We start from the raw sequence: 14,347 nt of genomic DNA, 5'->3' as shown, positions 1-14,347 counted from the left end.
ACCAAAGCGGCGCTTCAGGAAGGTTCGCAGCAGAATCGCTGTTCCCCATCCGAAGCACCGCTCGGAAAGTCTGACGCTGAAACCTGGATCGCCGGTGGACGGCAGAAGCCTCTCCACCGGCGACGATCAGGCCATTCTCGTCAGATCTTCACACGCACGCCCAGATACATGAACCGGCCGATATTGTCGTAGATCGTGTCGTAGCCGTTATACGCACTGCCGTTACCGATCAGGCCAAGCGGCGGCTTGCGATCCGCGATGTTATTGACGCCGCCGTAGACGCTCATCCGCTCATCGACGCGTACGTTGAAACGGGCATCGTGGTACACGACATGCGGATAGTTCTTACGATCGGCGTAGAAGGGATCATAAGGCGTCCCATCGAGACCGGCGACAACATGCTGCGTCTCGTAATCGGTGATCGACTGCTTGCCGAGATACCGGAACGTGTAGCCGACCGTCAGCGCCTTGAAGGTGTAATCCGCATCCACGTTGAACTGGATGCTCGGCTGACCGAGCGTCCCTTTCAGACGCTGAGGCCGCGACGGATCGTCGATATACGGATAGTCCGTCCGGAAGCGATTCCAGGTACCGATGAACCGCAGCGCGAGGCGGTTGTCGCTATCGAAGCTGTGATTATAGGCGACATCAACGTCGATACCCTTGGCGCGTTCGGCCGAGAAATTGAGCGACGACTGCAGCAGCGCCGGCTGCTGGAAGTCACCGCCAGCGGCACGCGGGAAGATCAACGAGCAGAAGGAATTATTCAGATCGGCAGCATCATAGCAGCCGTTCAAAATGTCCTGCGCGTCGACCGACGCAATCACCGAGCGGATCTTGATGTCGTAATAATCGACGGTCACCGACAGGCCGGGAATGAAACGCGGCTGCAATACCACGCCGTAGGTCCAGCTACGGGACTTTTCGATGCTCAGATCGGGGTTGCCACCCGACAAAATCTGCAGCGTGCTGCCCCGCGTGACCGAATTCTCGAAGCCCACCGGAACGCCGGCGGCACGGCAGTTGGCAGCACGCGTTGCCGAACCCTTGTCGATATAGTTGACGTCGCAGGGATCGGTCACACCGGCATAATTGATCGAGTTGGACGCATACAGGTCGCCCAGCGTCGGCGCGCGAACCGACTTCGAATAATTCACACGGAAGCGAATGTCGTTGACCGGCGCGTAGACCACACCGCCATTATAGGCCCAGACCGTGCCCGCCGAACCCTTATAGTCGGAAACGCGGGCCGCTCCATTGATCGTCAATTCCTGGAAGAACGGACGATCGCGCAGGATCGGGAATTCGATTTCGCCGAAGGCCTCCTTCACTGCGAAGGACGGCGGGTTGAAATCGGGGATTGCGTTCAGGAACGTGGCACCGGACTTCACCAACTCGTCATAGGCGTAGGACGCCGTCTCGCGACGATATTCGCCGCCGAGGGAGAAACGCACCGGGCCGCCCGGCAGTTCGAACAGCTGCGAACTGTCGCCCGTGACGTTGGCGGTGATGTCTAGCTCGGTCGCCTTGCCCTTCCGGTGTGAGGTGGTGAACGCATACGCCAACGCCTCAGCGCGCTGCTGTGGTGTCTGCGCAGTCGCATTTTCGCCCAGCAGGTTAAGCGGGCGACAATTTGGATCGGTCACGCTGGTCTGGTTGATGCGACACACGATTTGACCTGCCGAGTTACGGACCGCGTCGATCGCGTTGTAGAAATTCTGCTCGATGCGATTGTTGTAGAACGAGCTACGGGTCTTCAGCTCGCCATAATTTACCGCAACGTCATATTTCCAGTCGTCGTTGAACGTGCCTTGCACACCGCCCACGACGCGCCACGTGTCGCGGCGATCACGCTCATCACGCGTGCCGAGATCGTCATTGGCCCGGTTGAGGGTGAAGAAATTCGAGCCGGCGGGAAGCAGCGACTGGATGACGCCGCGCGCCTGCGGCGTCAGGAAGGCATTATCCAGCTGAATCGGTGTGACAGTGAGATCGTTGTACGATTCTTCATCCGCCCCCTGGCCGCCGCCCTGCGAGAAGGTGCCGCTGCTACGGTTGAACGAATTTACGCGAACGAACTTCGCCTCGAAGTAGGGGCGGAAGGCATCAGACACATCGTAGTGACCGATGACGTTGGCGACGTAACGCTTATAGGCCGGCAACAGCGTGCCATTTTCAAACAAGGTCGACCCATCGCCGCCCTGATTGTTGTTGGAGCCGGCCGGGCGGAAATCACGTCCATAATTGATCTCGTTAAGAGACCCATTCTGCGCGAATGCGAAGATGCGCGGGAAACCGTTGGGCAGACAGGCAGCGGCAACGCCGCCTGCGCACGAGCGAACACTGCCGCCGTTGTAAGCGATGAAGTTGCCACCCTGGGCGTAGCCGTAGCTATGGATTCCCGTCAGGAACTGGCGATCTGGAATGGTATTGTCGGCCGCAGGATTGTCGACCTGCTGGAATTGTTTGCGCCCGCTAAAGGCACCGGTCAGCCCATTGCGATCGGCATAAGTCACCATCTGCGCCTGGTCATATTCCAGCGCGACGGCAATGTTGCCGCGCCCTTCGGCGAAGTTCTTTCCGAACACGCCTGACAGCTTGTAGGTGCCACGATCGCCATGCGACGTGATGCCACCCTGGGCGTTGAAGCCGATGCCGTCATAATTCTTTTTCAGGACGAAGTTGACGACACCCGCCATGGCGTCCGAGCCGTATACGGCCGAGCTGCCACCAGTCACGATGTCGACGCGGTCGATCAGGTCGTTCGGGATCGTATTCGTATCAACCAGGAACTCGCCTTCTTGCGAGGTGATGTGGCGACGGCCGTCGACCAGTACCAGCGTACGCGACGAACCCAGGCTGCGCAGATCAAGAATATTCAGACCCGACGTGCCGATAAATGCAACCGATCCGGCCTGGTTGAAGCTGGTGCTCAGCGACGGGAGACGGGTCAGCTGGTCACCAATGTTGATCTGGCCCGTTTTGGCGAGATCCGCTCCCGACAGCGTCGTAACCGGAATGGGCGACGCGAGCGTTGGGCGCGAGATGCGCGATCCGGTTACGACAATTTCCTGCTGCACTTCCGGCGCGTCGGCCGCCTGTTGGACCGGGTCCCCCGTCTGGGCATCGCCTTGCGTCGGCGTCTGTGCGGCAAGGGCCGTGGCCAGACCGGTGGCAAGCGGGAGGCCGATCAACAGCGAGCGGACCCGCCGTGCGAAAGGTGTGGTTACGACTAACATCTCGATTCCCCGATTGGGGCTGGTCCGCCCCTTTGTTGCTGTTTGATGAATAAGACCGTTGGCCGGGCTGGCGCAAACGAGACCTGCATCAGGGCAACATACTGCGGGAAACCTGTTTCTCGCGTGCAACACCCCATCAGAGCGGCGACCCTTCCAACGGGCGATCGCCTTGGTTTTTTTCTCGGTGCGGAACTTTTTTGCCGTTCGACGGTGTTGCCTATTAGCAGCAGTCGAGAATCCCCGTCTTTGCAGTTGCTTACCTGCAGGCGGGCATCGCAATAGGATTTGGTTACAATTGTAATCGTCTCGCACCGCAAACGGCGACTATCGTCACGGCCCCAGGCGACGTCGGAGCATGCGGCAAAATCGGGTCGCGGCGAACCTATGCGGCTAGGCAAAGCCGGCTCGCGCTGCGCGATTTACGTCGCGCAACAAAAAGCATCGCGAACAACCCGATCGCCGCCGTTGCCGCACCGGCAACCGAGACCGCCGGATAGCCCCAGCCCATGGCGATCACGCCGCCGCCCAATGCCGCGCCAAGCGCATTGCCGAGGTTGAACGCGCCAATGTTGACGGCCGATGCCAGGTTCGGAGCCTCGGCTGCGGCCGCCATCACCTGCACCTGTAGTGGGGGCACCAACGCGAAGCTCGCCACACCCCACAGGAAGATCAGCAATATCGTCGGCACCGGGTGGGCCATCAGCACAGCGAATGCGATCAGGATGGCGCACAGCGATCCAAGCGTGACGATCAGGGTGCGGTCGACCGATCGATCGGCGAACTTTCCGCCCAGCCAATTGCCCGCCGTCAGGCCAAGACCATAGATGACGAGCATGGCCGTCACGAACGCAGGCGACGCCTGCGTCGCGCCGCGCAGGATGGGCGCGATATAGGTGAAGACGGTAAACATGGCGCTGGATCCGACCACTGTCAGCGCCAGAGCCCCCAATACCTCTCTCCGCAGCAACACCCGCAGCTCAGCACCGGCATTCCCGCCCTCCGCAGCCAGAAGTGCCGGCAGGGTCAGCCGCAGCGATGCCATGATCACCAGTCCGAGCAGCGCGATCCCGCAGAAGGACGTCCGCCAGCCGAGATGTTCGCCCGCCCACGTCGCCAGCGGTACACCCACGACATTGGCGATGGTCAGCCCCATGAACATGGCGGCCACCGCACTTGCGCGCCGGTGCGGCGCCACCAGGCTTGCGGCAACCAGCGCGCCGATCCCGAAGAACGCCCCGTGGTTGAACGAGGTCAATATCCGCGCCGCCAGCAACGCCGCATAGCTATGCGACACCGCCGCCAACAGGTTGCCAAGTGTGAAGATGCCCGCAAGCAGGATCAGCAGCGTGCGGCGCGGCAGCCGAGCCGTCGTCAACGTCATCACGGGTGCACCGATCACGACGCCCAGCGCATAGGCGCTGATGAGCAACCCCGCGGCGGGTATCGTGACATCGAGATCCTTCGCCATGACCGGCAGCAGGCCCATCGGCGCGAACTCCGTCACCCCGATGCCGAAAGCACCCGCTGCCAGCGCGAGCAGCCCCGGATTGAGCTTCATCATCGTCCTCCTTAGACAAGCGCAGGATTGAGGCGGGCGAAGCCGGCCTGTTGGCGGTACGGCGTATGCGGATAAGGCGGCAGCACATCGCTGGCGGCATCCAGGGCGGCGACCTGATCGGCTGTCAGCACCCATCCCACCGCGCCGAGATTATCGCGCAATTGATCTTCGTTGCGCGCGCCGATGATGACCGATGCCACCGTCGGGCGGCGCAACAACCAGTTGATCGCGATCTGCGGCACGCTCTTGCGGGTGTCCGCCGCGATCCGCTCGAGTGCGTCTATAACGGTGTACAGGTGCTCGGACTCGACCGGCGGCGCGAACTGCGCCGTTTCATGCAGGCGGCTGCCTTCCGGGATCGGCCGATCCCGGCCAATCCGCCCGGTCAACCGCCCCCATCCAAGCGGGCTCCAGACCAGCGCGCCGATCCCCTGATCGAGCCCGACCGGCATCAGGTCCGCCTCATAGGCCCGGCCGATCAGCGAATAATAAACCTGATGCGCCACCAGGGGCGGCCAACCATGGCGCGCGGCGGCCGCCTGCGCTTTCATGACCTGCCAACCGGGATAGTTGGAAACACCGCCATAGCGGATCTTGCCCGCGGTGATCAGCAGATCCAGCGTCCTCATCACCTCGTCCGTCGGCGTGAACGCATCAAAGGCATGCAGCTGAAAGAGATCGATATGGTCGGTGCCCAGCCGGCGCAACGCGTCCTCGACGGCACGCAGCAGCCGTGCCCGCGACGCGCCCCAATCCTGCGGCCCCTCTCCCATGGGCAATCCGGCCTTGGTGGAGATCAGCACGGCATCGCGGCGGCCTTGGATCGCTTCGCCGAGGATCCGCTCGGACGCGCCATGCGAATAGACATCGGCCGTATCGAACAAGGTCAGCCCGGCCTCCAGACAGATGTCGATCAGCCGCCGCGCCTCGACCGCATCGCTTCTGCCCCAGGCGCTGAACAACGGTCCCTCGCCGCCGAACGTCCCGGTGCCGAAACTCAGTTCGGGCACCCGCAGGCCGGAGGATCCCAGCTGCCGATATTCCATGGATTGACCTTTCGCTTATGTCGTCGTGATCAAAGATGGACGCTGCCGGAAAGACCGGGTAGCCCCTGCCGACACGAAGGACTTGTGCATTGAACGCAAAGCTGGCCGGCGCGGATCGCGCCCGCGAAATGGCGGTTTTCGCCGTCGTCGCGGAATTAGGGAGCTTTTCCGCCGCGGCCCGGAAACTGGATCTCAGCCCGTCCGCGGTGGCGCGCACCCTGGACCGCATCGAGGCAAGGCTGGGCGTCCGTCTGATGCTGCGCTCCACCCGCGCGCTCAGTCTGACGGCCGAGGGGCAATCCTACCTGTTGGCTGCGCGCCGCATCCTGGCCGATCTGGACGACGCGGAACAGCAGATTGCCGATCAGGGCGCCCCACGCGGCCGCTTGCGCATCAGCGCGGCCTTATCGCACGGCCGCTTGTGCGTTGTCCCGCTGCTCGGGCAATTCTCCGCTTTGTATCCGCACATTCTGATCGACGTCGCGCTCACCGATAGTCTGCTCGATGTTGCGGCCGGCCAGGCGGATGTCGCGGTGCGCTTCGGTCCGCTGGCCGACAGTACGCTGACCGCACGCAAATTGGGGGAAACACGCCGCATCATCGTCGCATCGCCAGCCTATCTGGCGGCACACGGCACGCCGCTCACGCCGGAGGACCTCCACCGTCACAATTGCCTGAACTTCAACTTCCGGCGCGCCGAACCGATCTGGCCGTTCCGGCGCGACGGCCAGGATTTTACGCTCTCGGTTCGCGGCAGTATCGAGGCGAATAATGGAGAGACGCTGGGCCAGCTCGCCGCCATCGGCATCGGTATCGCGCGGGTCGGTGCGTTCAGCGTGATACAAGATCTTGCCGATGGACGGCTCGTCCCTGTTCTGGAGGATTACAATCCCGGCGATGTCGAGCAGATCCACGCCGTCTTCGTCGGCGGCAACAGCCTGCCGGCACGCGTCCGGGTATTTGTCGATTTTCTGGCCGATCATCTGCGCTGACCGCCAAAGTGACGATCGTCATAGAATTTTATCGGTTACGGACCGGTTGCGCTTCCGTCGCGGCACCGCAGTCTTTAACCGCCTGAATGGCCGATAATATTATGTCGAAGGAGAAGGATAGTGCCGCACGTGCACGCTGACCGCGCGGGCCAGAGCCGCCGCCGCTTTTTGGCCAATGCGGGCGTCGGCGCGCTGGTCGCCAGCTGGGCGCTTCCCATGACCGCGCGCGCGGCGACAGCGGACGAGAAAGCCGTCGGGAGCCAACCCAACGCGCGGCTCACGCCGTTTGACATGGCCGATGTGACGTTGGGCGATGGCCCCTTCCTGCATGCCCAGCGCCAGACCGAGGCCTATCTCATCCGGCTGCAACCCGATCGGTTGCTGCACAATTTCCGCGTGAATGCCGGGCTGCAACCGAAGGCGCCTGCTTATGGCGGCTGGGAATCTGACCCGCTCTGGGCCGACATCAATTGTCATGGCCACACGCTTGGCCATTATCTCTCGGGCTGCGCGCTCGCATACCGCTCGACCGGTGATGCGCGCTATCGGCAGCGCATCGACTATATCGCCAATGAGCTCGCCGCCTGCCAGCAGGCGTCGGGATCGGGCCTGGTCTGCGCGTTTCCGGATGGCGCGGCCCTGGTTTCCGCTCATTTGCGCGGCGACAAGATCACGGGCGTTCCCTGGTACACCCTCCACAAAGTCTATGCCGGGCTCCGCGACGCGACGTTGCTGGCCGACAGCCAGCCGTCGCGCGCCGTACTGTTACGCTTGGCAGATTGGGGCGTCGTCGCCACGCGGCCGCTGTCCGACGCGCAATTCGAAGCGATGCTGGCAACCGAACATGGCGGCATGAACGAGATTTATGCCGATCTGTATTTCATGACCGGCAAGGACGACTATCGTGCGCTGGCCCAGCGTTTCTCGCACAAGATGCTCTTGGAGCCGCTGGCGAAACATCGCGATCAGCTCGACGGCCTGCACGCCAATACGCAGGTCCCGAAAATCATCGGCTTCCAGCGTGTCTACGAAGCCACCGGCGATATCCGATATCGCGATGCCGCCACCTTCTTCTGGAACACGGTGTCGCGCACCCGCTCTTTCGCCACCGGCGGGCATGGCGACAATGAACATTTCTTCCCGATGGCGGATTTCCGGGAGCATGTCTTCTCCGCGAAAGGGTCGGAAACCTGCTGTCAGCACAATATGCTGAAGTTGACCCGGGCGTTGTTCCTGCACGACCCGCAGTCCGATTATGCGGATTATTATGAGCGCACTTTGTACAATGGTATTCTTGCGTCACAGGATCCCGACAGCGGCATGGCCACTTATTTCCAGGGCGCGCGACCGGGCTACATGAAGCTGTACCATACGCCCGAGGAGTCCTTCTGGTGCTGCACCGGGACGGGCATGGAGAACCACGTCAAATATCGCGACTCCATCTACTTTCACGATCACAACACCCTCTATGTGAACCTGTTCGTGCCCTCCGCTGTCACGTGGAAGGACAAGGGCGCACAGCTGACCCAGGTAACCCGCTTCCCGGAGGCGCCGTCCACCACGCTGCGCTGGACGCTGCAGCGGCCGGCCGATCTGACGCTGAAGCTGCGCCATCCGGGCTGGAGCCGCAGCGCGGCGATCCTGGTCAACGGCACCGAAGTCCAGCGATCGACTGCGCCGGGGCGCTATCTCGACGTACGGCGTACCTGGAAGAACGGCGACGAAGTCACGCTCCAGCTGGCGATGACGACGGCCGCCGAAACCGCGCCCGCGGCGCCGGACATTGCCGCATTCACCTATGGGCCGCTGGTGCTGGCCGGCGCGCTCGGCAAAGACGGTTTGGCACCCGGCGCCGATATCATCGTCAACGAACGCAAATATGGCAGCTACAACGATACGCCGTTCGCGGCGCCGCAACTGGCGGGCGAACCCGATGCGCTGGCGGCGAGCATCCGCCCCGCACAGCAGCCGCTTGAATTCACGGTAGCAGCGGCGGACGGCAAACCGGTGCGGCTCGTGCCTTATTACCGTATCGCGCATGAGCGCTACGCGACCTATTGGGAGCTCAAACCCGCCACCGCCTGAGCGGATGCTGCGCGGCCATGGTCAGCCGCGCAGCATCTGCATCACATAGGCGCGGATCCGCCCGTAATTGGCCTTGAGCGGGCCGAGAATGCCATGCTGTTCCACAGGCAGATGCGCCAAAGGATGGCCCGCGCTGCGGAACACATAATGATCGAAGAAAGCGCGCCAGGCGTCGCGTTCGGGCTGCGGCCGCTCGGCAATGGCGATCATCGCGAGCAGCATGCTGGTGTGGGGCGCATCGGGTCCGCTGCTGAAGGCGTCCCACCAATAGTTGATCAGCCCGTTGGCCGGAGCGGTCGCCTCGATCTGATGCCACCACAATTTGGGCAGATACAGGGCATCGCCCGGCTCAAGCTGCGCTGTCAGCGCCTGATCCCGTAACGCCGCGAAACGGGGAAAGCGCGGATCGTTCGCTGCGGCAGACGTCGCCAGACTGACCGGTTGGCCCGCCATCGTATGGTCGATCGGGCCGACATACAGGTCGGCGATCGCCTGCGGCGGGTAGAGCGTGAATGTCCGCCGGCCCAGGATCACGCAGGCGAGATTGTCGAAGGCGTCATAATGGGTTGCGACCCGCGAGGCATGGCCAAGCCAGATCCGTGGCGACGCGGCATTTGCCAGAAGCGACACGCCGTTTTCCGCCGCGAATCCGGGCAGAAAATGCGCGACGGAAAGCGATCCCGCATAGACGGTTTCACCGTTGCGCGGCTGCGTCAGGATGCGTTCGAGCGCGGCCCGCAGCGTCATGGTGCACCGCTCGAAATTGAAACCGGTCAGATCGTCCGAATAATTGTACCGCCCCGCGACGCCAGCGTCCCCGATGAACGCCTCCATCTCACGATCTGCCGCGAAGCGGGCGAGATATTCGCCAAAGGCTGCGGCCGATACGCCCCCGGCCTGCACCGCCGGCCATTGGCGAACGAGCCCGCGCAAGACGAGCGGACGGCATGGCGCGACCACCTCGCGGAGAAATGTCTCGGCATCGAGCCCATCGACGGCCGCATATTCAAGGATCTGCGGCATCCCCCTGCCCTCAGGACAGGCGGTCGTTGCGGCGGCGCGCGAGACTTCCGATCTGCTTCACCGACGCAATCTGGGCATACGCCAGCTGGAGATAGCCGCGCCGGAACAGGTCCAGCGCCTGATCGTCAGGCAATTGCTTCAGTCGGTCCGCGCTGACCGTATATAATTCTTCCAGGATCAGCTGCTCGCCATCGTCGAAATTGAGCGCGATCTCAATGGGTTCGACCAGTTCGGCGGACAGCATTGCCTGTAGAAACACTTCGGTTTCGGCCATGCCGCTGTTCAGCTGTGCCAGCGCACCCTGGATGCGACGGAGCGGATCGGCCGGACGGCCGTCCGCCTCGAACAAGGGCGTGCCGTCGCCCTCGCCCAGCCGGGGGTGGGCCCGGTCGACCGCAATCTCTTCGCCGGAGATGAAGAAAGCCTGCCGTTCCAGGTCCAGCGGGCGGTAGCCGAACAGCTTGCCCCGCTCGTCCAGAAACAGATTTTCGCCCGGCTTCAGGCCCAGCATGGCCCCCGCATAGAATTGCCCGGTCTGCGCATTCTTGGTCAGCAGGATGGGATAATAAGCGGCGGCGGACGTGAATTCCGACGCCGCGAGCGGGACGAAATTGCGCCCCGTATCCTCCCAGGGACGCAGGTGCAGACCCGCATGCGTGTGCTGATTGAGCATTTCCAGCTGCGTCATTATGCCCCTTTTCCTCTCTCTTGCTGAGGCGCACAGACGCCACGCTTTGTCTTTTCACGTCTGCAATACAGACCGCTGCAAGGACCGCCAAGGACGTGTCGGTCGGCATAGCCGCGGCCTTTGGAATGATGATAGGAAGCGGGAAACGAGAGCAAGCAGGAGGGGATATAGATGGCGGACCGGGTTCAGCGCATCGTGATCGTCGGCGGCGGCACCGCCGGCTGGCTTTCCGCCGGGATCATCGCGGCGCGCCATCAGGCACGGATCGCGGCCGGGACGCTCAGCCTGACCCTGGTCGAATCGCCGAATGTGCCGATCATCGGCGTCGGCGAAGGCACCTGGCCGACCCTGCGCGGCACGCTGCAGAAGATGGGCATCCGGGAAACCGACTTCTTCCGGGAATGCGACGCCGCCTTCAAGCAGGGCGCCTGGTTCGCAAAATGGACCACCGGCGAAGAAGGGGACGGCTATTATCACCCGCTGATGCTGCCGCACGGCTTTGCCGACGTAAACTTGGTGCCGCATTGGCTGCACCAGCATTCGCAGACCAGTTTCTGCGATGCGGTGTGCCCCCAAGGCGAATTGTGCGACGAAAATCTGGGTCCCAAGTTGATCACGACGCCCGAATATGACGGGCTGGCGAACTATGCCTACCATCTGGACGCAGGCAAATTCGCGCCCTTTCTGCAGCGCCATTGCACGACCAAGCTGGGCGTTCGGCATATTCTGGCCGACGTCGATGAGGTCGAACAGGCGGAAAATGGCGATGTCACCGCCGTCGTCACGCCGCAGGCGGGCCGGATCGAAGGCGATCTCTTCGTGGATTGCACGGGCTTTCGCGCGCTGTTGATCGGCAAGACGCTGGGCATACCGTTCCGCGACTGCAGCGATATCCTGTTCTGCGACACCGCACTGGCGGTGCAGGTGCCCTATGCGGACGAGGATGCGCCGATCGCAACGCACACGATCTCGACCGCGCAATCGGCGGGCTGGATCTGGGACATTGGCACGCCGACGCGGCGCGGCGTCGGCCACGTCTATTCCAGCAGCCACACGACCGATGCCCAGGCTGAAGACGCGTTGCGGGCCTATATCGGACCGGCCATGGATGGCCTTTCGGTGCGGAAAATCCCGATCAAAGCGGGACATCGCGAGACATTCTGGAAGAATAATGTCGTACCGATCGGGCTTGCGGCAGGCTTTCTGGAGCCGTTGGAAGCGTCCGCGATCGTGCTGATCGAGATGTCCGCGAAGCTGATTGCGGAGCAGCTTCCCGCCAATCGTGGGGTGATGGACATCGTCGCGAAGCGCTTCAACGACGTCACATCCTATCGCTGGGGCCGCATTATCGACTTCCTGAAGCTGCATTATGTGCTCACGAAGCGCACCGATAGCGCGTTCTGGATCGACAATGTCGACCCGAAAAGCGTGCCCGACAGGCTGAAAAACCTGCTCCATTTGTGGAAATATCAGTCGCCCTGGTTCTTCGACGAGTTCGATCGGCTGGAGGAGGTGTTTCCCGCCGCCAGCTATCAATATGTATTGTACGGCATGCAATTCCGGACCGAAGTGGCGCCCGAAGACGTGGTGGCGAGCGATCGGCTGGCCCGACGCATGCTCGATGAGAACCGCGCGCTGACCCAGAAAATGCGCGCGCGTCTGCCGCGGCATCGGCAGCTGATCGGCGCCATCAAGGAATATGGTCTGCAGACGATCTGATCCGGACCTGGCTTGGCACTGGGCGAGGCGCGCCATAAGGTCTGGCTGTGACCGTACTGCTGGAAATCTGTGTAGACGATGCCGCCGGCGTGGATGCCGCGGTAGCGGGCGGTGCGGACCGGATCGAGCTGTGTTCCGCGCTGGAGCTTGGCGGGCTGACGCCGTCCCCTGCCCTGCTGCGCCACGCCGTCGCATCCGGTCTTGCGATCCATGCGATGGTGCGGCCCCGCGCAGGCGGCTTCCTGCTGCAGGATGGTGACCTGTATTTCATACTCGGCGAAATTCGCCTTGCTCTGGCGGCAGGCGCGGCCGGCGTGGTCGTGGGCGCGTTGCAGGCCGACGGGCAGCTGGATCGTGCCGCGCTGTCCGCCTTTCGGGAGGCTGCGCGGGACGGCCGGATCGTGCTGCACCGTGCGATCGACCTGACCCCGGATCCGGTGGCCGCGACCGAGATTGCCTGCGCCTTGGGCTATGATCACATTCTGAGCTCCGGCGGCGCGCCGTCCGCTTGCGCCGGCGCCGCCACGTTGGCGCAGATGGTGGCGGCCGCGCGCGGGCGACTTTCGATCATGCCCGGGGCGGGCATTTCGCCGGACAATGTCGCGCAACTGCTGGCGCAAACCGGCGCACGCGAAGTCCATGGCTCGGCCAGTATGGCGATGCCGCCGCCTGCGGACGCGGTGATCCGTCTGGGCTTTGCCAGCGGCCCGCGCCGTGCCACCGATATAGCCAAGGTACGCGCGATGCGCGCGGCGATCGACACTCGACACGAACCGCAAGGGACATGACAGGATGAGCGACGCGCCGACACGACGCACCATGATGGGCCTTGGCGCGGCGGCGGTGGCCGTGGCCGGTACGAGCGGCGTGCTCGCAGCAGAGGCAGATCCGGTGGCGGTGCTCTCCACCTGGGATTTCGGCAAGGCGGCGAACGAGGCCGCGCTTGCCACCTTCCGCGCTGGCGGCAGCGCGCTGGACGCGGTAGAGGCCGGGGCGAAGGTGCCGGAGGCGGACCCCAACAATCATTCGGTCGGCTATAGCGGCTATCCCGATCGCGACGGCCATGTGACGCTGGATGCGATCATTATGGACGAGGATGGCCGCGTAGGCGCGGTCGCGGCGCTGGAAGACGTGGTTCACGCCATCACCGTGGCACGACTGGTGATGGAGAAGACGCCGCACACGATGCTGGTCGGCGAAGGCGCCACCCGCTTCGCGCTCGATCAAGGCATGCCCAAGACCAATCTGCTGACGCCCGAGGCGGAGAAAGCGTGGCGCGATTGGTTGAAGACGTCGCAATATCGGCCGGTCGCGAATATCGAGAATGCGCTGCCCGGGCCGCCGGGATCCAAGCTGAACCATGACACGATCGGCATCATGGCGCGCGGACGCGACGGCCATATGGCGGCCGCATGCACGACATCCGGTATGGCCTTCAAGATGCGCGGGCGCGTGGGCGACAGCCCGCAGGCCGGATGCGGCCTGTTCATCGAAAAGGGCGTCGGCGCCGCCGCCTCAACCGGCGTGGGCGAAGAGGTAACGCGGATCGCCGGCACCGCGCGCGTTGTCGCCTCCATGCGTGCGGGCCTGTCGCCGCAGGCGGCATGTCGCGAAGCGGTGGAGCATATCGCCCGCCTGCGCGGCGACGCGGTTAAGGGCATGCAGGTCGGCTTCCTGGCGCTTGGCGCGGACGGCCGGATCGGTGCCTTCGCGCTGCTGCCGGGCTTTACCTATGCGGTGACGCGTCATTCGGGCGCTGCACAGGTTCTTCCTTCGCCGAGCCTGCACGGCACGGCGGCATGAGACACATATCCAGAATCACGCGGAGTGCCCTTCTCTGCGGCTGGCTTTTGCTCACCCCGACGATCGCAGCTGCCGATTCACCGCCTGTGCCGCCACGAACGCTGACATGTTCCCTGGCGAATCGCGCCTGCGCCGCGCTAAGCCCCGATCACCGTTCCGCGAGTATCTGGCGCAAAGGGCCCCGTGGGACGCGG

The 14,347-nt window shown here is 63.4% G+C and carries 10 protein-coding genes; 5 read left to right on the top strand and 5 right to left on the bottom strand.

Annotation, left to right across the window (positions count from 1 at the left end):
- Positions 1 to 140: 140 nt before the first annotated feature.
- From ACSBM8_RS08590 to ACSBM8_RS08580, 3 genes are all read right to left on the bottom strand, one after another.
- Positions 141 to 3,239 (bottom strand): TonB-dependent receptor domain-containing protein, encoded by a 3,099-nt coding sequence (locus ACSBM8_RS08590; protein WP_442681207.1) that lies wholly within the window; start codon positions 3,237 to 3,239, stop codon positions 141 to 143.
- Positions 3,240 to 3,621: 382 nt separating this feature from the next.
- Positions 3,622 to 4,797 (bottom strand): MFS transporter, encoded by a 1,176-nt coding sequence (locus ACSBM8_RS08585; RefSeq protein WP_442681535.1) that lies wholly within the window; start codon positions 4,795 to 4,797, stop codon positions 3,622 to 3,624.
- Between the two features lie 11 nt (positions 4,798 to 4,808).
- Complete coding sequence (locus ACSBM8_RS08580; RefSeq protein ID WP_442681206.1) at positions 4,809 to 5,843, bottom strand: aldo/keto reductase; 1,035 nt, start codon at positions 5,841 to 5,843, stop codon at positions 4,809 to 4,811.
- Positions 5,844 to 5,932: 89 nt separating this feature from the next.
- Here ACSBM8_RS08580 and ACSBM8_RS08575 point away from each other — a divergent pair, with 89 nt between their 5' ends.
- Complete coding sequence (locus ACSBM8_RS08575; RefSeq protein ID WP_442681205.1) at positions 5,933 to 6,835, top strand: LysR family transcriptional regulator; 903 nt, start codon at positions 5,933 to 5,935, stop codon at positions 6,833 to 6,835.
- Between the two features lie 291 nt (positions 6,836 to 7,126).
- On the top strand, positions 7,127 to 8,920 hold the full coding sequence (locus ACSBM8_RS08570; RefSeq protein WP_442681534.1) for a beta-L-arabinofuranosidase domain-containing protein: 1,794 nt from the start codon (positions 7,127 to 7,129) through the stop codon (positions 8,918 to 8,920).
- A 21-nt stretch (positions 8,921 to 8,941) separates the two neighbouring features.
- Here the strand turns inward: ACSBM8_RS08570 and ACSBM8_RS08565 are convergent, their stop codons facing one another.
- Complete coding sequence (locus tag ACSBM8_RS08565; protein ID WP_442681204.1) at positions 8,942 to 9,943, bottom strand: cupin-like domain-containing protein; 1,002 nt, start codon at positions 9,941 to 9,943, stop codon at positions 8,942 to 8,944.
- A 10-nt stretch (positions 9,944 to 9,953) separates the two neighbouring features.
- Entirely contained in the window at positions 9,954 to 10,631 is a 678-nt protein-coding gene (locus ACSBM8_RS08560; RefSeq protein WP_442681203.1) for a SapC family protein, read from the bottom strand.
- A 171-nt stretch (positions 10,632 to 10,802) separates the two neighbouring features.
- Between ACSBM8_RS08560 and ACSBM8_RS08555 the strand changes: the two genes are divergently transcribed.
- From ACSBM8_RS08555 to ACSBM8_RS08545, 3 genes are read left to right on the top strand one after another with little or no spacing between them, the layout of a single operon-like run.
- Positions 10,803 to 12,350: a tryptophan halogenase family protein gene (locus ACSBM8_RS08555; protein ID WP_442681202.1), complete on the top strand. Its 1,548-nt coding sequence runs from the start codon at positions 10,803 to 10,805 to the stop codon at positions 12,348 to 12,350.
- A gap of 47 nt (positions 12,351 to 12,397) precedes the next feature.
- The gene (locus tag ACSBM8_RS08550; protein WP_442681201.1) at positions 12,398 to 13,138 is read left to right on the top strand and encodes a copper homeostasis protein CutC; all 741 of its coding nucleotides are present in this window, start codon (positions 12,398 to 12,400) and stop codon (positions 13,136 to 13,138) included.
- Positions 13,139 to 13,142: 4 nt separating this feature from the next.
- Positions 13,143 to 14,153, top strand: coding sequence for a N(4)-(beta-N-acetylglucosaminyl)-L-asparaginase (locus tag ACSBM8_RS08545; RefSeq protein WP_442681200.1), 1,011 nt, complete (start codon positions 13,143 to 13,145; stop codon positions 14,151 to 14,153).
- Positions 14,154 to 14,347 lie beyond the last annotated feature (194 nt).

Origin of the sequence: Sphingomonas sp. ASY06-1R, assembly GCF_052180265.1 — a bacterium.
GTDB lineage: Bacteria > Pseudomonadota > Alphaproteobacteria > Sphingomonadales > Sphingomonadaceae > Sphingomonas_I.
Note: the sequence above shows the minus strand (reverse complement) of the source record. Positions and strands in the feature narration are given on the sequence as shown.

Excerpts from the sequence above, each read along its gene's own strand:
- ACSBM8_RS08590 (WP_442681207.1), bottom strand. The coding sequence starts at position 3,239 with ATGTTAGTCGTAACCACACCTTTCGCACGGCGGGTCCGCTCGCTGTTG.
- ACSBM8_RS08585 (WP_442681535.1), bottom strand. The coding sequence starts at position 4,797 with ATGAAGCTCAATCCGGGGCTGCTCGCGCTGGCAGCGGGTGCTTTCGGC.
- ACSBM8_RS08580 (WP_442681206.1), bottom strand. The coding sequence starts at position 5,843 with ATGGAATATCGGCAGCTGGGATCCTCCGGCCTGCGGGTGCCCGAACTG.
- ACSBM8_RS08570 (WP_442681534.1), top strand. The coding sequence starts at position 7,127 with ATGGCCGATGTGACGTTGGGCGATGGCCCCTTCCTGCATGCCCAGCGC.
- ACSBM8_RS08565 (WP_442681204.1), bottom strand. The coding sequence starts at position 9,943 with ATGCCGCAGATCCTTGAATATGCGGCCGTCGATGGGCTCGATGCCGAG.
- ACSBM8_RS08560 (WP_442681203.1), bottom strand. The coding sequence starts at position 10,631 with ATGACGCAGCTGGAAATGCTCAATCAGCACACGCATGCGGGTCTGCAC.
- ACSBM8_RS08555 (WP_442681202.1), top strand. The coding sequence starts at position 10,803 with ATGGCGGACCGGGTTCAGCGCATCGTGATCGTCGGCGGCGGCACCGCC.
- ACSBM8_RS08545 (WP_442681200.1), top strand. The coding sequence starts at position 13,143 with ATGAGCGACGCGCCGACACGACGCACCATGATGGGCCTTGGCGCGGCG.